Source organism: Neorhizobium sp. PAMB6630 (genome assembly GCF_058242775.1).
The window spans coordinates 165,987-186,611 of the sequence record NZ_JBZAYV010000003.1; the positions used below are offsets into that span (position 1 = coordinate 165,987).

At 60.2% G+C, this 20,625-nt stretch carries 15 protein-coding genes; 6 read left to right on the forward strand and 9 right to left on the reverse strand.

The features are described 5' to 3' along the window. Positions 1-14: 14 nt before the first annotated feature. A complete protein-coding gene (locus tag AC4CWF_RS26255; RefSeq protein ID WP_491287883.1) occupies positions 15-1,217 on the reverse strand; it encodes a hypothetical protein in 1,203 nt (400 codons plus the stop codon). A 349-nt stretch (positions 1,218-1,566) separates the two neighbouring features. On the opposite strand from AC4CWF_RS26255, the gene AC4CWF_RS26260 reads away from it, so the two are divergent. Next, entirely contained in the window at positions 1,567-2,400 is an 834-nt protein-coding gene (locus AC4CWF_RS26260; RefSeq protein ID WP_491287886.1) for an undecaprenyl-diphosphate phosphatase, read from the forward strand. Between the two features lie 187 nt (positions 2,401-2,587). On the opposite strand, the gene AC4CWF_RS26265 is transcribed toward AC4CWF_RS26260, so the two are convergent. The 8 genes from AC4CWF_RS26265 to AC4CWF_RS26300 form a co-directional block, all read right to left on the reverse strand. Then, on the reverse strand, positions 2,588-5,782 hold the full coding sequence (locus AC4CWF_RS26265) for an autotransporter domain-containing protein (protein ID WP_491287888.1): 3,195 nt from the start codon (positions 5,780-5,782) through the stop codon (positions 2,588-2,590). A gap of 600 nt (positions 5,783-6,382) precedes the next feature. Further along, a complete protein-coding gene (gene repC / locus AC4CWF_RS26270) occupies positions 6,383-7,723 on the reverse strand; it encodes a plasmid replication protein RepC (RefSeq protein WP_491287890.1) in 1,341 nt (446 codons plus the stop codon). A gap of 278 nt (positions 7,724-8,001) precedes the next feature. Beyond that, positions 8,002-9,000, reverse strand: coding sequence for a plasmid partitioning protein RepB (gene repB, locus AC4CWF_RS26275; RefSeq protein ID WP_491287893.1), 999 nt, complete (start codon positions 8,998-9,000; stop codon positions 8,002-8,004). Further along, positions 8,997-10,214, reverse strand: a complete 1,218-nt coding sequence (gene repA / locus AC4CWF_RS26280) for a plasmid partitioning protein RepA (protein WP_491287895.1) — start codon at positions 10,212-10,214, stop codon at positions 8,997-8,999. The genes repB and repA overlap by 4 nt, the downstream gene beginning before the upstream one ends. Positions 10,215-10,746: 532 nt before the next feature. Continuing rightward, positions 10,747-11,661, reverse strand: coding sequence for an ROK family protein (locus AC4CWF_RS26285; protein ID WP_491287896.1), 915 nt, complete (start codon positions 11,659-11,661; stop codon positions 10,747-10,749). Continuing rightward, complete coding sequence (gene nagA, locus AC4CWF_RS26290; protein ID WP_491287898.1) at positions 11,658-12,866, reverse strand: N-acetylglucosamine-6-phosphate deacetylase; 1,209 nt, start codon at positions 12,864-12,866, stop codon at positions 11,658-11,660. Before nagA ends, AC4CWF_RS26285 begins: the two co-directional genes overlap by 4 nt. Continuing rightward, the gene (locus AC4CWF_RS26295) at positions 12,863-13,885 is read right to left on the reverse strand and encodes an SIS domain-containing protein (RefSeq protein ID WP_491287900.1); all 1,023 of its coding nucleotides are present in this window, start codon (positions 13,883-13,885) and stop codon (positions 12,863-12,865) included. Before AC4CWF_RS26295 ends, nagA begins: the two co-directional genes overlap by 4 nt. A 28-nt stretch (positions 13,886-13,913) precedes the next feature. Beyond that, positions 13,914-14,663: a GntR family transcriptional regulator gene (locus AC4CWF_RS26300; protein ID WP_491288240.1), complete on the reverse strand. Its 750-nt coding sequence runs from the start codon at positions 14,661-14,663 to the stop codon at positions 13,914-13,916. A gap of 455 nt (positions 14,664-15,118) precedes the next feature. Between AC4CWF_RS26300 and AC4CWF_RS26305 the strand changes: the two genes are divergently transcribed. From AC4CWF_RS26305 to AC4CWF_RS26325, 5 genes are all read left to right on the forward strand, one after another. Then, positions 15,119-16,294, forward strand: coding sequence for a Gfo/Idh/MocA family protein (locus AC4CWF_RS26305; RefSeq protein WP_491287902.1), 1,176 nt, complete (start codon positions 15,119-15,121; stop codon positions 16,292-16,294). A gap of 13 nt (positions 16,295-16,307) precedes the next feature. After that, positions 16,308-17,189 carry a carbohydrate ABC transporter permease gene (locus tag AC4CWF_RS26310; RefSeq protein WP_491287904.1) on the forward strand — a complete coding sequence of 294 codons (882 nt, stop codon included), beginning with the start codon at positions 16,308-16,310 and terminating at the stop codon, positions 17,187-17,189. Next, positions 17,189-18,049 (forward strand): carbohydrate ABC transporter permease, encoded by an 861-nt coding sequence (locus AC4CWF_RS26315; protein ID WP_491288242.1) that lies wholly within the window; start codon positions 17,189-17,191, stop codon positions 18,047-18,049. The genes AC4CWF_RS26310 and AC4CWF_RS26315 overlap by 1 nt, the downstream gene beginning before the upstream one ends. 25 nt (positions 18,050-18,074) lie before the next feature. Beyond that, positions 18,075-19,310, forward strand: a complete 1,236-nt coding sequence (locus AC4CWF_RS26320) for an ABC transporter substrate-binding protein (RefSeq protein ID WP_491287906.1) — start codon at positions 18,075-18,077, stop codon at positions 19,308-19,310. Between the two features lie 101 nt (positions 19,311-19,411). Beyond that, on the forward strand, positions 19,412-20,539 hold the full coding sequence (locus AC4CWF_RS26325) for an ABC transporter ATP-binding protein (protein ID WP_491287907.1): 1,128 nt from the start codon (positions 19,412-19,414) through the stop codon (positions 20,537-20,539). Positions 20,540-20,625 lie beyond the last annotated feature (86 nt).

Below are 20,625 nucleotides of genomic sequence, written 5' to 3' on the forward strand. Positions count from 1 at the left end.
CGCCCTGCCCTTCCTTAGGGAACGCCGGACGCTGATGCATTTTCCACGGCATTCAATGCCGGGACCAGGTCTTGAAACGAGCGGGCCGCATAATCAGTGGTCAGTGCAGCCGGGAATGGCCCTGACGTCAGCAGCGTGAAATCGAACGAGCCCCTCCTGTCGGCGTTAAGCACATATTGCCGGTGAACGCGCAGAAAATCGCGCTTGATGCGCGCGTAACGCTCCGGCGACAAGAGGTGCTTCACGCGGATGGTGACAAGCGCTGCCTGCGGAGCCGATGGATGGCCGGTGACGGCGACGACCCGCGACTTGTAGAAATTGATCGGATCGGTCAGGCACTGCACTTCCAGCCACGATACTTCCGGTGTCCGCGCAATAAGGCCGACGCGCCGGCGCAGGTCCGTTGCGGAGCGTAAGAGCGCGCATTGCAGAATGGCTCCGCCAAGCGTCACGAACACCACCCGCTTGCCGACAAGCGCCTGCGGTTGCCGTTCCAGCAGCATGCCCAGCACCTGCACGGCAAGGCTTGAGCCCATGCTGTGCGAACTGATGACATATTCGTCCGCCTCTTCCTCGAGCGCACGCCGCAACGTCTCCACACGATCTTCAAGATACCGTTCCACGCTCGACGTTTTACCACTGGCAACCGCGACGGCCATTTCCCAATCCGAAAACAGATGCAGCGTGTAAAACCGCTCCGCAAACGGCAGCACCGCATAACGGAAGAAGGCGCCTGCCAGCGGCAGGCTCCAGAGGTAATGCCAGTGCGCGAGGGAAAGCCATTGCGGCAGAGCCGCCAGACCGAGACTGATGCCGATGCCTGACAGCATCAGGAGGAATGGAAAAAGGAAAAACAGCGCGAACCGCCAGCCATGGCGGAAATAACCGGCAAGCCCGCCTTGAATAACGACCTGTGCGGCGCTCCTGAAACCGGTCAGCAGGCGGTTGGCCAGCGGGCGTTCGGCGAGTTCATCGACAAGGGTATCATGGTCGCAGATGTGGATCCGGCTGGTCGTTTGCCAATTGTCCGATCCGGCAACGACGGTAAAACCTGCGCCCGAGGCATCGGCAGCAAGGGGCCCTATATCGGCGGAAAATCCCCAAACATTTGCCATATGCGCGGCGGTCCGCAGGAAGCGGCCATGGTGGCCGGCCGTGGTCATTTTTTCAAAGCCGGGAAAGTGCAACACCACCCGCTTGCCTATCGCGACAGTCATTTTGGCCCGCACGTTCATGTCTTTACTATAATACACCAAGCAGTTCCCGCCGGTTTCGGCTCCGATGCCGGATTTTTCCGGACCTTTTGGAACAACAGGCCTTTCGTGGGGCACTGCATCAATCGCGTGGCCAAAGCAAGGCATGATTTTTGTCTTGGCCTGCATTTCCCTTATCACGGCACAAACGGTTCTCCCTGATGGCGGATCGGGAGCTGACGGTCGTTTGTCGGCGCATCCTTGCCATCGCAGAACGCCTTTGACAAAAGAGCGGTGAGAGTTCGGGAGGAACACGCGCGCAATAACCGGCCTTCCCCGAAAGAAGAGGACCGGCAACAGGAGAGACTGCCACATGACGGTAAGCTGGACGGATGCAGCAATCCTGGGCCTGATACAGGGCCTGACGGAATTCCTGCCGGTATCATCGAGCGCACATCTGCGCATCGCCGGCGAATTTTTGCCCTCCGGGGCCGATCCCGGGGCAGCCTTCACCGCCATCACGCAAATCGGCACGGAAGCGGCGGTGCTTGTCTATTTCTGGTCAGATATCATGCGTATCGCTACCGCATGGCTGCGCCAAAACATTCTGCGCGCACCCCATGATGACAAGGACGCCCGCATGGGCTGGCTGATCATCCTTGGATCCTTGCCCATCATCGTGCTCGGCCTGCTGTTCAAGGACCAGATCGAGCATGGCCTGCGCAATCTTTATATCACAGCCACCGCGCTCATCGTGTTCGGCATCATCCTTGGCCTTGCCGACCGGATCGGCACAAAGGCGCGCACGCTGGACCACCTCACCTGGCGCGACGGCATCATTTTCGGGTTTGCCCAGGCCATGGCGCTTATTCCGGGCGTCTCCCGCTCGGGCGGCACAATCAGCGCCGGCCTTCTGATGGGTTATACGCGCGAAGCGGCGGCACGGTATTCGTTCCTGCTCGCAGTGCCCGCCGTTTTCGGTTCCGGTTTTTACCAGTTGTTTAAAAGCATCGGGCAGGACAACCCGGTGGGTGCCGGCCAGACGGCGCTTGCCACGCTGATTTCCTTCGTGGTCGGTTACGCGGTGATCGTCTTTTTCCTGAAGCTGGTCTCCACCCGCAACTACCTGCCCTTCGTCTATTACCGCGTTGTCATCGGCCTTGCCATCATCGCTCTCCTCACCACCGGCAAGCTTTCCGCCCTCTGAAGCGCACGCCAACCGGGGTCAGCCGTCGATGCACAGCACGACACGGCCCCGGATACGGCCATCCACAATATCCGCTGCCAGCTGCGGCAGCACCGACAGCGGCTCGATGCGCATCAACTCTTTCAGATGTACCTTGCCCGCTCAGGCGCACTGCGCCACGCGCTTGGTGACCGCGGGCACGAAACCGTCAGAACCGGACGTCAAACCGCGCCTTTATCTGGTTCTGCCAGTCCCCTTCTCCCGCTTGAGCTGCATAAGACAGACCAAAGCTTGCGCCATCGGAGACGGGCAGGGAAACAGCTGCACCGAGAAGGGCAACGTCGCGGGCAATCGGGGTGCCGGAAACGGAGAATGTTTCGCCCGTCGCGAAGCGGTTGATTGAACCTGGCGTCTCATCACCAAAGGCGTGGCGCCAGGCAAGTTGACCGTGCAAGGTGGCTGCCATGCCAGCAAGCTCAAGCGGTGTTTGAGCACGCAAGCCCATGGTGGCATAGGTGAGGGCGTCGTGGTTGTCTGCGACGGACAGTGCGGCATCCCCGCCTGTTTCATCAAAACCGTCCGTATGCGTGCGCACATGGGCAAGCCCCGCGAACGGGGAAAATTTGATACCGCCTGCCTCGATCGAAACGCTTGCCTCAGCAAATATCTGTGCCGTGCCACCATCATAGTCGGCGCTCAGCCTGTTGCTCAGGCCGTTGAAGTCCACGGTTCGGTCCGTGTTGATCTGATGCATCGTATAGCTGCCGCCAAGCCGCAGATCGACACCGCCCACAGCACCGCCGCCATAAATCCCGAGCGAATAATTGTCGGCAGTCGCATGGCTTGAGCGGCCATCCACATCGACGCTGGTGCGGCTGTAAGCGGTGGCCAAGCCAAGGCGCCAGCCATCCGTCAGGTCACCGTCGAGGCCCGTAACGAAGCCGCCGGTGTTTCGGCGAATATCGGCCGCGTTGCCGTCCCCTCCCCCGTCACGCCAACCGCCGAAGGCCGACATCCAGAAGCCGCGGCCGTCACTGCCGTCGCCCTGTGAAAGACGGTCCATGAGCCCGTCGCGCAAAAATGCGCTGTCCTCCAAAAGGACGCCGCGAAGCGATGCATGGCTTTCACCCGAGAGCTGATCATAGGCGCCGGGCACCGCTGCATCGGTCAATGTTGCAACGGCATTCCACAGAGATCCACCGGTTGCCATCACATCGAAGGCTGCACCGACGGCGCGCTGGTTGCCGGTTCTGCCAAGGCTTGCAAAGTTCACGCCGTTGCGGGCAAGGGTCAGGTAGACATTGTTGGCATCGTAAGCGAGGACCCCGTCGAGGAAGGCAAAGCTGTCCGTCAGCGAACCGAAGGTGCCGCTGATGCCGCCATCCGCGGTGATAATCGTATAGCGGGTGCCGATCGTGTAAGCGCTGCCATCGTCCGTGCCATTTTCTGGCTCAAAATGCACCAGCGCACCGGAACTGATCGAGGCGATCCCCGTCGCGTGCAGAAGATCGCTCGCCCCCGTCTGATCGATCTCCACGGAATAGGTCGAACCCGAGGCGAAGTTGATATCGGCCACCGTCAGCGTGCCGATGGAATTGCCGGGAGCAACCGTACCGCCACTGGCAACACTGACATTGCCCATCTTTCCCGAACCGCCAAGCGTTGCACCAGCCTCAACATCCGTCACGACCGAAAGCGTCGCGGTATCCACAGATACGAAACCGCCCGATATCTGCAGGCTGCCGGTAAAATCCGTGTAGTCGCCCGTCAGATAGGTCGAGCCGGAATCGAATTCCAGCGTGCCGTTACCGTCGACATCCGCCGCAAACGTGTAGTGGTTGTCGCTGTGATCAAAAACGATTTTGCCGGTGCCATCGCCGAAGGACACGCTGTTGGTGTTGATGGCGCCTGCTGCTGTGCCAATGGTCAAGGTACCCTCGGAGGCAGCATCGCCGGCAATCACGATCCGGTCAGCCTGGATGACGGCACCATTGCTAACATCAAGCGATCCATCTCCTTCAAGGCCGACAGACAATTGATCGGTGACATTGATGCTGGAGCCTGCACCCGTCAGTGTCACCTGCCCGAAGGACCCTGCTTCGTTGCCGATATGAAGCATGCGGCCGGATACTGAACCGCCGCTTGCGACCGTGAGGTATCCTTCCCCAAAACGGCCGACGTTCAGATCGCCGGAATACTGAATGCTCGAATCGGTATGGGCACTCCAGGTGGAGCCTGTCCCTGTCACCGACATGCGCCCCACAGAGCCGGAGAGATCGCCGAGTGTTCCCTGCAATCCATCGATCACACCCCCTGCAGAAATGGTCACGACGCCTTCGGTGGCCGATTGGTAACCGACAATGAACGTACTGCTCATATCCCAGCGCGAGCCGGCGCCTGTTACGGTGATCTGCCCGGTTGAACCTGTGACGGTGCCCACATAACCCGCTGTACTGGTGACGACACCGCCGGCTGATACGGTGAGCGACCCAGACCCCTCATTGCCGACATAGAGTTCGGCCGTATTATCAAAGCGGCTACCGGCACCATCGACCGTCGCTTCACCCGTACTGCCCGCATACCAGCCGATGATTGCGCCTGCCGCATCGACGGTACCCGTGTTGGTGATCTCAAGTTTGCCTTCTCCCTCCTGGCCGACAAAAACACGGCCGGTAACGTCAAGGTCTGAATCATTAACGATGAGACTGCCATCCCCTGATGTGGTGATACCGAGCTTGACCGCTCCCACGGTTGCCGAAGCACCGTTTTTCAGCTCAAGTTCTGCATCCGTAGCGCTTGCAATGTTGACGTCACCGGTAACGGTGAGGCTGCTCTCTGCTCCGTCAATCGTCACCTTGCTGCCGGATGCCGTCGCAAGGCTGCCGATGGAGAGGCTCCCCGTTTCGACAGCACCGCCATCCGTCACAGTCAGCAACCCAAGGCCGCCGCCGCCAACCACCATTGTCCCGGAATTGTCAAAGAGAGACCCGGTACCATCAACCACGACCGTACCTTGGGTATTGTTCCCGTCCGCAATGTTTGCGCTGGCACTGGTGACAGTGGAACCGGAATAGATGTTCAGATATCCCGTGCCGCCACTGGTTGCGTCCCCGCCATAGCCGACATAGATCGCGCCCGTCGCGGTGAGTTCTGCGCCATCTTCCAGCTGTACCGTGCCGACACCACCTGCCGCCGAGCCCAGATAGACATCAACGGATGAAACGGCAGAGCCGTCCAGAATATCAACCTCACCTGTTCCACCATGGCCCACATAGATGGCAGAACTGTTGGCCCACACGCTTCCAGTCCCACCGGACACCGTAAGGGTGCCGGAAGAGCCGGCATCATAACCCAGCGTGACACTGTTAGAGGTGAGATCATCCTCCAAAGTCAGGTCGGCCACACCGCTTACACCAATGAGCAGGTCCTTCACCGCTCCTGTCGTGCCGACCACGACACCTGGAGCATCAATCCGCTTTGGAACCGGATAGGAGAATTGGAGGCCATTGCTTCAACCCTGCAAGCATCTAGGTCACTCTTGATCGCAGTATAACCGCGACATGAAGAAGATGGAGACAGGCTCGCTTTCTGTGCTGGAAGGTCATGAGGCGCTTCAGCGCGCTTTTATTGATCTCAGCGGTTTGGAGCAAAGCCGATCCGAGGCGAGAGCCTGGACAAAACTCGCTTTCCAATCGACCAGACCAAGGGCTATGCGCGGTATCAGGTGATAATTTACGACAAAGCGCACGCCCTTTGTGTTCTGAACAATGCGCGATAAAATTTCAGGCCATCTTTTGACTGCTATGTCCCAAAGGCCACAGTCGCACCTAGGGCCGGATACCGCCACATCTGGCCTTCCTCGTAACCTGACCTGCTGCCCGTCCGCCTGAAAAGCCGCACCGGAAAACGATGAGGTGCCAGATCCTTGCCTGACCGCATGATAAAAATCGACCCTCCCAAGCCGCTACCTCGAAATGCGTCCGGCAAAGATAACCGCCTGCCCTCAGCCGGTTTTCCGTTCACTTCCGCCGTTCTGTCTCATCAGCGCCATGACCATGGGCGCAAGCGAGAAGTCACCGCGTTCGGCTTTTCGCGTCAGATCGCGCAGGTAACCGCCGGCGGAATTGATCTGCCCGGCCCGTTCCAGAATGCAGGCCATGACGATAGCAGCATTTTCAGCCCCGAGGATTTCGCAGGCGTTCTGATAGGCCGACGGGCTGACGCCGAGCATCGAGCGGGTAACAACGGCGGCGACCAGAAGATCACGCCAGCTGCGGATATCGCCGTCCGGCCCGTAATCCAGGATCTGCGGGCAGGCTTTCAGCACCATTGGCAAGGGCAGCGGTTTTAACCGCTTGGCGAGCTTTTCACGCAGGCCCCGATCATGCTGGCCGACCGGATTGCCGGCGGAACCGGACGCGCCCTCGGTTGCGGAGGTCGATCCGTTCGTTTGGCTTTCTGCAGGTCGCTCCCCTGTCGGCCCGGCTTGCCGTGTCTGGCCATCATTCGGGTTTTCGCCCTGCTTTTTTTCTAAAGCGGGTTCAAGTTCATTAAAGGATTCGGGTTTTGAATTCTGTATGTGATAGCCAGAATGGATGGCACTGACGTCTGTTTTTTGGCTTTTCAGCTGTATTTCCAGGATGTTGAGTACTTCCTCGCGCAACATCTGCATGTCTTCCAGGATTTCAGTCACCGATGCGAGATCGGCGCGGCGCGGAAGGCGGGCGACAAGCGCGATATAATGGCTCTCGACCACATCCCAATTGCCCGACGCCCCCTCTTCGATGGCAGCCGTAATCAGCTTGCGGATATCGCGACGGCAGATCGTCAGTGCTTCACGCGCCTGCGACAGCGCCCGCCGTTCGGCAGCGACCGATTGCGCCAGATGGGCAAACTCTTCCGAGCGCAACAGAAGCGGTGCCAGGCTGAAACCGAAGGCCTGCTCGATCTTGCCCCCGGCCTCCCGGCGCACATAACGTTTGCCATTCGGGCTATCGCGGCGATGGAGAAGTCCTGCGTCGACCAGCGCTGCCAGATGCCGGCGCAGTGTTGTGCCCGCAATGCCGTGGGCGCGAAGGCTCAGCTGCTCGTTGGAGGGAAACACCACGAGCCCCTTTTCCTGGCAAAGGTCGGTTTCTGGATAAAAGCTCAGAAGCGCGTTCAGCACCGCAAGGCTTCGATCCTGTAGTCCCAGTTTTTCGCGCGCTTCCGCGACATCGCGAAACAGCTTCCATTTGTCCACCACCTTGCCGGCGCGGATGTCCTCTGCCTGCATTTGCCCTTTCACGAGCGCAAGCGAAACCCCACGCCGCCCAAAGGGCGTCGTCACTCCATGCGTCTGCATTGTCCTTCACCTTCAAACAGGCAAAAGATCCCGGCCCGTCAAAACAGACGGCTGTAAAAGCTTGACAGCGATTCGGGGAAATGCGATTCTCAACTTGCTACAGATCGAGAAGGGCTTCCACGACGTCAGTCGCTTGGGGGCCTTTTTCTTTTGCGGTTCAAGTCTCCTGTTTCATTGTGGCGTATGATCAATCCGTTCGTGATGAGCGGGCTGAACCTGTGATCTGTCATTCCGGCTCGCCTCTTCTAAAAGGCTGCCATTGTCAGCTGACAATCAGGCTAGTCGCCTGATGTCTGCGCGTCCTGTTCTTCAAATTCGGCCACCAGCTGCGGCATGCGTTCCGCCATGAAAGCGGCAAAGGCCTGCGAACGGATGGCAAGTTTTGCCCCCCTGCCCGAGCGGGACAGCGTCGCAAGAACGGCACCCTTGCGGGTCTTGACCGGCTCATCGGAAAGCCTGCTCTTCTGCTCTGGTGCTGCCTCGTTCAGCGCGGCCCAGAGGCTGGCAAACCGATCATTGCTGTCTGCCGCGCCAAATTCCTCTGCAGATGTCAGCGTCACGGCCTTGCGGGCGAGTGGCGCAGTCTTCAGACGGTCTGCAAGCGCCAGCCAGCGCGGCCGGCCGATTTTGGGTGCCGGGCCAATGGCCAGGATAATATCGTCCGGAACCGCCTGTGCCACCTGCAACAGGCGGGACACTTCCGGTTTGTCGACGGACAGCGCCTGCGCGATCGTTTCACGATCGAAGCCATGCTCGTCCATCCGCCGGGCAAAAAGCGACCGCTCGATGAAGCTCAAATCGACGCGCTGACCATTTTCCTGGCCCTGCGCAAGGATCAACTCCTCATCCGTCAGCTGGCGGATGACTGCCTTCACCTTCAGCCCAAGCTCGCTTGCCGCACGCAGACGCCGGTGACCATAGGCGGCCTGGTAGAGTTTTGGTTTGTCCGGATGCGGACGAACAAGGATCGGCACCTGCTGGCCATTCTCGCGGATGGATGCCTTCAGCGCCTCCAGCGTCACGTCAAGACGTACGGGAATGCGGTCCTGGATGAAGGCCGCTTCCACCTGCGCCGGATCAAGCTCCACCACCCGATCGCCCTGGGCAATGGTTTCGCGCAACACCTTGGCGGCCGCCGCTTCCTCGTTGAGACGTCCGAGAGACATGTTCATCGCCCGCACGGCACCTGCCGGGCGATGAGCCTGTTGCGGGCTCTGATCGAGCTTCTTCGGGTCGGTGGAGCCCACCATGCCCTTCAGGATGTCGCGTCCCTTCATGCTCGTCCCCATGCACTGCGAATCAACTGCTCGACTTCACCATTGACACCGTCCATCGCCTCGACCGCGCGGTCGTAGGTCTGGCGGTGCATGGTTTCGCGACCAGCCTCATAGATCGTCTGCTTTGACAGTCCCGCATCCGAGACTGCGGTGGATTTGACCATCATCGAGGTCAGCACCCGCTCATTAAACAGGCTGCGCAGGAAGGCCACGATCTGCGCCTGCGGGCCATCATTGGCCTCGTAGCGTGTCACCAGGTAGCGCATCCAGTCGTATTGCAGATTGCCGCCAGCTTCCTTTACGACGGCGAGCAGATCGGACGTCATCGCGAGAAACTGGTTCATCGATGCGACATCCAGCATCTGCGGATGTACGGTGATGAGAACCGAGGTTGCCGCACACAAAGCCGAAAGCGTCAGAAAACCGAGCGTCGGCGGGCAGTCGATCACCACCACATCATAACGATCGTCAAGCGAGGCAAGCGCATTGCCCACCCGCATGAAGAACATGTCGGTATCAGTGCGGTCATTATCGGCGAGCGCGCGCGGTGTATCGTGCTCGAACTCGTGCAGTTCCAGATTGCCGGGGATCAGATCGAGACCGGGGAAATAGGTTTCCCGCACCACCTCGTCCACAGCGCGCCGATGTTCGTCATAGCGGATTGCGCCGTACAGCGTCTCGTTGTCGTTGACGTCGAATTCCGGCTGGAACCCCAGCATCGCCGACATAGAGGCCTGCGGATCAAGATCGACGGCCAACACCCGGTAACCGCGCAGCGCCAGATACTGGGCGACATGAATGGCGGTGGTCGTCTTGCCCGACCCGCCCTTGAAATTGGTGACGGCAATAACCTGCAGATGGTCGCCCGGGCGACGGCCCGGCAGATAGGCGGGCTTGGTCTTGCCGAGATGCCGGCGGATGGCATTGATCTCTTCCAGAGAAAATGTGCGCCGGCCAGACGCCGTCTTTTCGGAAGAGACGGTTTCTTCCTGTGCTGCCAGATGGCGCACATAACTGTCGGTGACGCCGAGAAGGCGTGCGACTTCGGTACTGCTGAACCGGCGCAGCTCCTTGCGGGCGTTGGGCGAGAACAGCTTTTCGAAAAGGATCTGCAACTGCCCGCTCAAAATCGCGGAATCATTACCGATCGTCTCATCGATCGAAAGCGTTTCGGGCTTTCTCATTTTGTCGGCAATTGCGTTCTTGTTCGGCATTCACGGAAAACCCGGTAAATTGGTAAGGTTATCGCAAATAGGGGCCGAGTCTGTGTTGGCGTCAAGCAGTTTTTGGTCGACCGGCCGGATGCGGGAATTTTATACAGGGTTTTCAGGGATTTGATTCAATTGTCAGCTGACAATCGCGCCAACAACAGGCCGGATCGCGGGGCCAAAGCTCTTTTAGCGAAGAATCGGAGGAGGGGGAAGGCCGTGATTCTCGGGTGCCATGGCTTGTCCCGGCCCGATTCTCATCCAAGCATCGCCCCATCACGCGGCGAGCATCGACATCACAGGGCACGCCCGACAACAGCATAAGGCCCGCAATACCGATTTGACGCAAGATGCTTTGGAGCGAAGGGAGGGCATCACGTCACGTCATAGGAAAGAGACGCGCTATCTGGCCGCGTACTCGCCGTCCGAAAAAGGCCTCGTCATCTGGCGACAAGTCCACCGACGTCACGCTGCGCGCAGTGTTACGACACCAGAGGCGAAAAGGGGAGGGGAAGCTGACGCGACCACCCCGTGTTGCTCACACCGTGGCCGTCGCGGCAAGGCCGAGGATTGCTGCGCCGATCAGCCCCGGCTCGATCTGGCATTCGGCCTTCACCACGAGAGGGCGGTCGAACTTGCGCAGGATGCGGGCTCGTACCGCACGGTCGATCTCGCCCAGCAGTGCCAGCGAATTGGACAGCCCCCCGCCAACCGGCATGATGGTAGCCCCCGTGATATTGGCTACCAGCGCCAGCGGTGAGGCCAGCACATCGACATAGATGTCGATGGTGCGGGAGGCATCCGCCTCCTGTCGCTGCCAGGCCGTGATGATCTCTTCGCTGGTCAACGTCGTCCCGTGCAGATGGGCGTGCAGCTTTTCCATGCCACGCGCGCTGCACACCGCATCGATACATCCGTCGAGGCCGCAGCCGCAGCGGAAACGCGGCAGCTGGGCCGGCGGGTTTCCGGCCTGCGTTGCCGCAACCGGCGCATGGCCCCATTCCCCGGCAAAGCCACCCTCGCTGTTGATCAGCCTGCCATCGATCACCAGGCCACCCCCGACGCCAGTGCCGAGAATAACCCCGAACACAACGCGGTGGCCCCGCCCGGCACCGATACCGGCTTCCGCCAGCACAAAGCTGTCGGCATCATTGGCAATCTTCACCGGCAGGCCGAGTGCTGCCTGCAGATCCTCCTGCAACAGTCGCCCATGGATGCAGGGCACGTTGGCGACGACCGCACGCCGACTGTCGGGGTCGATGATGCCGGCAATCGAAAGCGCCACGCAATCAGGCTTTTCCGGCGAAAGATCGATGACGGAGCGCATGGTGGCAACGAAGGCATCGAAATCATGCAGCGGCGTCGGCTGGCGCGGCACCGGGCGGATATCCTGTGGCGACCAGGCCAGCGCTCCCTTGATGGCCGTGCCACCGATGTCGAAACAGACGATCATGACCGGGCAATCTCTTGGCATGCGGTGTAAACGCACTGTCCGCCGATCCAGGTGGAAAGCAAACCGAGCTTGTCGTCCAGCATGATAAAATCCGCATCCCTGCCCGCCATCAACTGTCCCTTCGTGTCTGCGCCAATGGCTTCTGCCGGATAAAGAGAGGCCATGTTGAGCGCATCGGCAAGCGGAAGGCTCAGCCTCTCATGCACGAAACGCACGCAGGACAGCATGTCGATATCAGCGCCTGCAAGCGTGCCATCGGCAAGCGTCAGGCGTCCGTCGCGACGGTAGACCTGACGACCGTTCAACGCAAAGCCCGTCTCATCAGTGCCGATCGTCGACATGGCGTCCGTCACGAGAAAAATCCTGGCTGGCCCCTGCTTGGCGCGCAGCGCAATGGCCATCGAGAGCGGATCAACATGAAATCCATCGGCAATCAAGCCGCAGGACAACCGCCCGTCGCCCAGCGCTGCCCCGACAACGCCCGGCTCACGATTGCCGAGCTGGCTCATCGCGTTGAACAGGTGGGTCACCATCGAGGCTCCCGCATCGGCATAGGCAATGGCTGTTACCGCATCGACATCGGTATGGCCAAGGCTCACCACATAACCGGCAGCTTTCAACCTGTTCACCTGCTGCGGCGTGACGTTTTCCGGAGCAATGGTGATCAGCGCCTTGCCGAACGCGCCCGCCGCTTCGATGAGAACGGCAAGGTCAGCCTGCGTCATCGGGCGGATCAGGGCGGGATCATGCGTTCCCTTGCGCGCGATGGAAAGATGCGGGCCTTCCAGATGCAGGCCAAGAAAACCGGGGATACGGTTTTCGTGCGCCGTGCAGCCGGCGGAAAGGACAGCCGTTCGCAGGTCCACGGTGTCAGTGATCAATGTGGCCATCAATGCCGTCGTCCCGAACCGCGCGTGGGCCGCGCAGATGGTGGCAATGCCCTCGATGGTCGGCTGGTTGTTGAGCAGCACACCGCCACCGCCGTTCACCTGCAGGTCGATGAAACCGGCCGCAATCAGTGCGCCCTTGGCATCGATGTGGGGCAGGGGGGGCAAGGCGACATCTTCAGGCAGAATGGCGGCGATCTTGCCGGCCGCCACCAGAAGCACATGCTTTTCCAGAAAGCGGTGGCCATCGAAGATCCGGCCACCTGTCACCATCATGTCCGTGGGCTGCATGTCGGCAGGCTGGAACGGCGTGCTCATCGCGTCTCCGTCACTTTCTTCAGGGCCGCCGGCTTGTCGGGGTTGAACCCGCGCCGAAGCGAGAGCGCCTCCACCATGCCGTAATAGGGAATGATGAGGCAGAGCGCATCGGTCAGCGGATGCCCGGTTTCCACCACCGGCAGGACCGCAGGTCCGTTGCCGCGGCTGGACGTGAGGTAGATCGCGGCATTCTTTTCGACCAGCCGCGAGGCGGTCTCGGCAACGGACGCTTCGGCCTTGTCGCGGGCGGCAAAGGCGATGATCGGAAAATTCGCCGCAACCAGCGAGACCGGGCCGTGCAGAACCTCGGCGGAGGAATAGGCCTCCGCATGCAGTTCGCAGGTTTCCTTGCATTTCAGCGCCGCCTCCGAGGCAATCGCCAGGGAAGGGCCGCGGCCCAGCATGTAAAGCGAATCGCACGTGGCGAGCGGCTCCACCAGCGCGCTCCAGTCCAGCGACAGTGCCTTTTCAAAATGCGCCGGCAGATCGGCCACCGCCTTTGCCAGCACCGCATCGCCCTTCCAGGCTGCCAGAATGGCAAGACCGGTGACAATGGAATTCACGAAGGATTTCGTCGCGGCAACGGCAATTTCCGGGCCGGCCTTGATCTCGATGGCCATGGTTGCAGCATCGGCAAGCGGGGAGGGGACCGTATTGGCCAGCGCAATCGTCACCGCCCCGCCGGCCTTTGCGGTTTTTGCCAGGGATACGATGTCAGGGCTTGCGCCCGACTGCGAGACCGCAATGGCGGCCGCCCGCTCCAGCCGCAGCGGCGCCTCATAGATGGAACTCAGCGATGGCCCGAGCGAGGCGACCGGGATGCCAAGCTCCAGTTCGATGGCGTATTTCAAAAAATGCGCCGCATGATCCGAAGAGCCGCGCGCGATGGTGACGACGACAGCGGGATCACGCTCGCGCAGAGCCTTGCCCGCCGCCTCGATGGCTGCATGGCTGGTGGCAAGAAGGTTTGCGGCGACGGCCGGGATCTGGTCGATCTCCTGGCGCATGATGGAAGTCATGAAAAAGCCTTTCGGATTGGGCGTGGCGTCAGGCGCCGATGGTGAGTTCTGCGACGAGATCATAGGCGTCGCTGCGATAAAGGGCGGTCGAAACTTCCATCACGCGCCCGCCTTCAAGATAGGCGATACGCTGGACGGAAAGCGCTGCCGAGCCGGGCGGGACGCCCAGAAGCTCGGTCTCCTCGTCCTTCAGCAGCACCGCGCAGATACGCTGGTTTGCGCGCACCGGCTGGATGTTGCGCTGCGCAAGCGCCTGATAGAGCGAGTTTTCGACGAGATCGGGATCGGGCAGCATGTCGTCGGCAAGGCTTGTCCGCTCCAGCGCAATCGGCATGTCGTTTGCCGTGCGCAGGCGCGTCAGCCGGGCCACGCGCGCCGAACCGGCAAGCCCCAGCGTCATGGTTTCCTCGGAGGTCGGTTCGAAAATGCCACGATCCAGCCAACGCGAGCCGGGCACCATGCCACGACGGCGCATGTCTTCGGAAAAGGAGGTCAGCCGCGTCAGCGCCTGCTGCATGCGCGGCACCGGTTTCACCACGAACGTGCCGGAACCGCGACGGCGCACCAGAAGCCCCTGATCGACGAGATCATCGATGGCCTTGCGCACCGTCACGCGCGAAATCGCCGCCTCATCGGCAATGTCGCGCTCGGCCGGGAGGGCATCGCCGTGCTTCAGGCGACCGGACACCACAGCGTCTTCGATCATGTTCTTCAGCTTGAGATAAAGCGGGCCACCGCGCACAGCCTGGAGCTGCGCCAGCGGCAGAACCTCCTCCATTGCCATGCCGATCCTCCTTTCGCGCTCGAAAAGAGAGATCGCGGCTGTCTGCCGTCCCCTGCAATTCGCGCTGCTCACCTGCCGTTTCGTAAAGCAGGACAATACCAACGCGATACCAAATCCGCAAATGGTTTTATTCCAGTCCTCAACGTCGTGCGTAATCACTGATTTACCTCACCCTCTCGGGCAAAAACAACCGGTTTTGAATTTTTATGCTGGAACCGGTAGACGATTGGCATTTTTTTGGTATTGTCTTTCCAACGACTGGACAGAATGACGGGCAGCAACAACGACCAGGGACCTGCAAGGCCTCTTCAAGATGCGAGACGCGCAACACGCGCCGAGCCATGAAAAGGAATTTCAGGAAATTTGCCAACGGGCGTTTTTTGGTTGACGAAATCCGGCATCTGCCACAGGCTAAGAAAAATAATTACGAAAACAGGGAACAGGCCACTATGAAGGTCGCCATTATCGGGCTCGGATTCCGACTGGGCTATCTCGGATGCGCATTCAAGGATATCGATCCGGATTTCGAGATCGTCGGTTATGTCGATCCAGCGCCGGCAGGTCTGCCGCGCCTGACGGAGGCCGGCATCTCGCCCGGCAATGCCTATTCCACCCCTCAGGAACTGATTGCCGCTGAAACGTTCGATCTCCTGATGATCGGCTCGCCCAATCACCTGCATCTGGAGCATATCCGCATCGGGCTCGAAGCCGGTCTTACCGTCTTCACCGAAAAGCCGATCGTGGTGTCGATCGAGGAAAGTTATGCGCTGGCCTCGCTCCTTAATACCTATGGCCATGACCGGCTGCTGGTTGGTCTCGTGCTGCGCTATTCGCCGCTTTATCGCGACCTCCGGGAAGCCCAGGCCAAGGGCCTTCTCGGCGATGTCGTGTCCATCGAGGCGTCCGAGCATATCGCGCCTTATCACGGCGCCTTCTTCATGCGCGACTGGCGCCGCTACGGCCATTATGCGGGCGGTTTCATGCTGGAAAAATGCTGCCACGACCTCGACCTCTATAACGGTGTCGTCGGCCAGCGTCCGCGTTTTGTCGCAAGCTTTGGCGGCCGCAAGAGCTTTGTGCCGGGCAATGCGCCGCAAAATTCCGGCGTCAACGATCTCGAAATTTACCACAAGAAGCCGAGCGGCTGGATGGGCTCCGACAAGGTGTTCGACAGCGACGGCGACATCATCGATTACCAGACTGCCATCGTCGAATACGAAGGTGGGGCATCGATGACCTTCCACACCAATCTCAACGTGCCCGACGAATTCCGACGCTTCTGCGTGATCGGCTCCAAGGGCATGGCCGAGGGCGATTTCGTCCGCGGCTTCCTCGACGTGCATGATGCCCATACCAGCGAAAAACGTGTCGGAAACACGTATCAGGCGCCGTCGGCCACCTCGCATCACTACGGCGCCGACGAACAGATGGCGGCCGACGTGTTTGCCCATGTGACGACCGGTGCCACCCTGCCGGTTTCTGCCCTTGATGCCATCGAGGCCGGCATTCTGGCGCTTGCCATGGATGAGGCAAGGGCCGGCCGCAAGGTGGTCGATCTCGCCCCCGTCTGGGAGCGCTACGATACCTGCCTCCACGGGCATTCCCTCAAGACGAAAACCGCGTGAGGGGAGAAGCTCCATGCATGCCAGACGAAGCGCTGTCATCTTTGCCTGGTTGCTGCTGGCGCCGGCCCTTCTTTATGTCTTGACCATCGTTGCCTATCCGCTGGTCGATACGTTCATCCTCTCCTTCACAGACGCCTCGCTGAAGAAGGTGACGAACTGGGTCGGCTGGGACAATTACGACAAGATCTTCAACGCCACCTTTGCCGAAGTCATCACGCGCACCTTCGTGTGGACCTTCTTCTCGGTGTCGATCAAGATGGTCATCGGCACTTTTGGCGCCTCCATGCTGAATGCGGCCGTGCCCGGCCGCGCGCTGTTTCGCGTGCTCACCATGCCGCCGTGGATCGTGCCCATGGCCATCGGCATCTTCATGTGGGGCTGGATGTATAACGGCCAGTTCGGCATGATTTCCGGCCTGTTGCAGCGCGCCGGCGTGGTCGATGGACCGGTCGCCTTCCTCGCGCAGGGCTCGACCGCCTTCTGGGCAACCGTCATCACCGACGTCTGGATCGGCGTGCCGATGGTGACGCTTTACATGCTGGCCGCCATGCAGTCGATCCCGCAGGATCTCTATGAAGCTGCCTGGACCGACGGGGCAGGGCGCTTCTACCGCTTCCGTCGCATCACGCTGCCGCTTCTCGTGCCCGCCATGATCACCATGTCGATGCTGTCGCTGATCTCGACGTTCAATTCCTTCGACATCATCTGGATCCTGACGCAGGGTGGTCCGAACGGCGAAACGACCACGATGATCATCGATACCTATCGCACCGCCATCGGCTCGAAGAAATACGGGGAAGGGGCAGCGCGCGCGGTGATGATCTGCATCTTCCTGTCGATCTTCTGCCTTTGCTATTTCCGCGTCACCAGCCGCCTGTCTGCCGGAGAGAAATGATGAAAGAGCCCCAGCAGCTGATCAATCGCTACAAGTGGTACGAAATCGTCGGCATCTATTGCGGCATCTTCGTTTTCCTGTCCTTCGTGCTGTCGCCGTTTGTCGAAGGGTTCCTGGTGTCGCTGAAACCGCTTTCCCAGCTGTTTTCGTCGCCCTACCGGTTCATTCCGGAAAACGGCTCGTTTGCCGCCTACCGCACCATGTGGGAAAGCGTGCCGGGTTTCGGGCGTTATATCTTCAACTCCTTCTTCATCTCTTCGATTGTCACCATCGTGGTGCTGCTGATGGTGGTGCCGGCGGCTTATGCCTTTGCCCGCTTCGAGTTCAAGGGACGCGGCATGCTGCTCGGTGCCTTCCTCGCGGTCAACATGTTCTCCGGCGCCGTGCTGCTGATCCCGCTGTTTCGACTGATGCGCACGCTTGGCGTCCTCAACACCTATTTTGCGATGATCGTACCGGGCGTCGCCTTCCTCATACCGTCCGCCATCTGGCTGTTGCGCACCTATATCATGCGCATTCCGCGCGAGCTGGACGAGGCGGCCTATGTGGATGGGGCAAGCCATTTTTATACGCTGCGCCGCGTGATCCTGCCGATTGCCATGCCCGGCATCACGGTGGTCGCCATCACCACCTTCATCGGGTCTTATGCACAGCAGTTCATCTTCGCGCTGACCTTTAATGCCAAGAGCGAATACATGCCTTTGCCGGTTGGGCTTTATGCCTATTTCGGCCGCCAGGAAGTGATCTGGAACGAGTTGATGGCGGCGAGCTTCGTCGGCATCACGCCGGCCATGATCGTGATCTTCTTCCTGCAACGCTATCTCGTCAGCGGTCTCACCGCCGGCGCGGTGAAACAATAAAACAACAACCACAGAGAATGGGAGCATGACCGTGAACATTTCAATCAAGACTGGGATCTATGCCGTCGCACTTGCCGGCACCACGATGCTGAGCGCCATGGCGGCACATGCCGCCGACAAGGAAATCTCCTGGATCTATTGCGGCGACAAGATCGACCCGATCCATGAAAAATACATCAAGGAATGGGAAGGCAAGAACGCCGGCTGGAAGGTCACGCCGGAAGTCGTCGGCTGGGCGCAGTGCCAGGACAAGGCAACAACGCTTGCTGCCGCGGGCACCCCTGTTGCCATGGCCTATGTCGGTTCGCGCACCCTGAAGGAATTTGCCCAGAACGACCTCATCGTGCCGGTGCCGATGACGGACGCGGAAAAGAAGACCTATTATCCGAACATCGTGGATACCGTTACCTTCGATGGCAACCAGTGGGGCGTGCCGGTCGCTTTCTCCACGAAGGCGCTCTACTGGAACAAGGACCTCTTCAAGCAGGCAGGCCTCGACCCGGAAAAGGCCCCGAAGACCTGGGCTGAAGAAATCGCCTTTGCCAAGCAGATCAAGGAAAAGACCGGCATTGCCGGTTACGGCCTGCCGGCCAAAACCTTTGACAACACCATGCACCAGTTCATGCATTGGGTTTACACCAACAATGGCAAGCTGATCGACGGCGACAAGATCGTTGCCGACAGCCCGGAAGTTCTGGCAGCACTGCAGGCCTACAAGGACATCACGCCCTATTCCGTCGAAGGCGCCACCGCTTACGAACAGAACGAAATCCGCGCCATCTTCCTCGATGGCAAGGTCGGCATGATCCAGGCAGGCTCGGGTGCTGCCACCCGTCTCCAAGCGACCAAGATCAACTGGGGCATCGCACCGCTGCCGCTCGGCCCCTCGGCCAAGGGTGAAGGCACGCTCCTCATCACCGACAGCCTTGCCGTGTTCAAGGGCTCCGGCGTCGAGGAAAAGGCAATCGAATTTGCCAAATACATCACCTCGCCCGGTCCGCAGGGTGAATACGAGTTGCAGGGAGGTGCCGGCCTTACCCCGCTTCGCCCTTCCGCCAAGGTTGATGAATTCGTCGCCAAGGACCCCTTCTGGAAGCCGCTCATCGACGGCATCAAGTTCGGTGGGCCTGAGCCGCTGTTTACCGACTACAAGGGTTTCCAGAACGTCATCATCGAGATGGTCCAGTCGGTCGTGACCGGCAAGGCCGAACCTGCCGCAGCCTTGAAGAAGGCGGCTGCCGACCTCGAGCAGTACAAGTAAGATCCGTTTTCCATCGGGGATCGCGGCCATGCCGGTCGCGATCCTCATCCGCTTACCTTACCGCCGCGGCCGCTCGTTCCGGCGAACGGAGACTGAGAACCTTGGGACAGCTTTATCTCAATAACGTGCAGAAGTTCTACGGTGACTTCGAGGTGCTGAAAAGCATCAAGCTTGAAGTCAGGGACGGCGAATTTGTCGTCTTCGTTGGCCCCTCCGGCTGCGGAAAATCGACGCTGCTGCGCATGATCGCCGGTCTCGATTCCACCTCGTCGGGCGATATCGTCATCGATGGCGAACGGGTCAACGACAAGCCGCCCGTGGAGCGCGGCATTGCCATGGTCTTCCAGTCCTATGCGCTTTATCCGCACATGACGGTGTTTGAAAACATCGCCTTTCCGCTGCGCGTGGAAGGCCTTCCCGAGACAACCATCAAGGAAAAGGTCGGCGCGGTCGCAAAGATCCTCCAGCTGGAACAGCGCCTGCAGCAGAAGCCGGGCATGCTCTCCGGCGGCCAGCGCCAGCGTGTCGCCATCGGCCGCGCCATCGTGCGCGAGCCAAAGATCTTTCTCTTCGACGAACCGCTGTCGAACCTCGACGCCGCGCTTCGATCGGACATGCGCATCGAGCTTTCCAAGCTGCATGGCGACCTGAAGGCCACCATGATCTACGTCACCCACGATCAGGTGGAAGCCATGACCATGGCCGACCGCATCGTGGTGCTGAACGCCGGCACCATTGCCCAGGTCGGTGCGCCGCTGGAACTTTACCACAAGCCGCAGAACATCTTTGTTGCCGGCTTCATCGGCAATCCGAAGATGAACTTTTTGCCCGTGCACTGCGAGGCGGCCGGGGAGGAGGGCATCACCGTGTCCTACCATGGACAGACGGTCACCCTCCCGGTCGAGCCACGCGCCGATATCGTCGGGCGCACGCTGACGCTCGGCATCCGGCCGGAACACACGACGCTTACGGGCGGTGACCTCAAGGTCACCGTCACCCCGTCGGTCATCGAGCGCCTCGGCATCAACACGGTTGCCTATGCAAGCCTGCCAACCGGCGAGCCTTATTGCGCCCTTCTTTCCGGTTCCGCGCCAATTCATGTCGATACACCCGTCACGACAGGCATCCGTATCGCCGATTGCCACCTCTTCGACGCGGACGGCCAGGCCTTTGAGCGCCGCATCGACTGGCGCACCGTCGATATGCCGCAGGCTGTCACCGCGGCATAAGAGGGATCACGACACCAGCGCCGCAGGTCACCCTGCGGCCATCCCTGTCAGCGAAAGCGATGACAGCGCAGACGGTGGTCGAGACG

Coding starts and splice junctions, on each gene's coding strand:
- AC4CWF_RS26260 (WP_491287886.1), top strand. CDS start 1,567: ATGACGGTAAGCTGGACGGATGCAGCAATCCTGGGCCTGATACAGGGC.
- AC4CWF_RS26285 (WP_491287896.1), bottom strand. CDS start 11,661: ATGATCGTCTGTTTCGACATCGGTGGCACGGCCATCAAGGGAGCGCTG.
- AC4CWF_RS26255 (WP_491287883.1), bottom strand. CDS start 1,217: ATGACTGTCGCGATAGGCAAGCGGGTGGTGTTGCACTTTCCCGGCTTT.
- AC4CWF_RS26295 (WP_491287900.1), bottom strand. CDS start 13,885: ATGACTTCCATCATGCGCCAGGAGATCGACCAGATCCCGGCCGTCGCC.
- AC4CWF_RS26320 (WP_491287906.1), top strand. CDS start 18,075: ATGACCGTGAACATTTCAATCAAGACTGGGATCTATGCCGTCGCACTT.
- repB (WP_491287893.1), bottom strand. CDS start 9,000: ATGAAGGGACGCGACATCCTGAAGGGCATGGTGGGCTCCACCGACCCG.
- AC4CWF_RS26310 (WP_491287904.1), top strand. CDS start 16,308: ATGCATGCCAGACGAAGCGCTGTCATCTTTGCCTGGTTGCTGCTGGCG.
- repA (WP_491287895.1), bottom strand. CDS start 10,214: ATGCCGAACAAGAACGCAATTGCCGACAAAATGAGAAAGCCCGAAACG.
- AC4CWF_RS26300 (WP_491288240.1), bottom strand. CDS start 14,663: ATGGAGGAGGTTCTGCCGCTGGCGCAGCTCCAGGCTGTGCGCGGTGGC.
- AC4CWF_RS26305 (WP_491287902.1), top strand. CDS start 15,119: ATGAAGGTCGCCATTATCGGGCTCGGATTCCGACTGGGCTATCTCGGA.
- repC (WP_491287890.1), bottom strand. CDS start 7,723: ATGCAGACGCATGGAGTGACGACGCCCTTTGGGCGGCGTGGGGTTTCG.
- AC4CWF_RS26315 (WP_491288242.1), top strand. CDS start 17,189: ATGAAAGAGCCCCAGCAGCTGATCAATCGCTACAAGTGGTACGAAATC.
- nagA (WP_491287898.1), bottom strand. CDS start 12,866: ATGAGCACGCCGTTCCAGCCTGCCGACATGCAGCCCACGGACATGATG.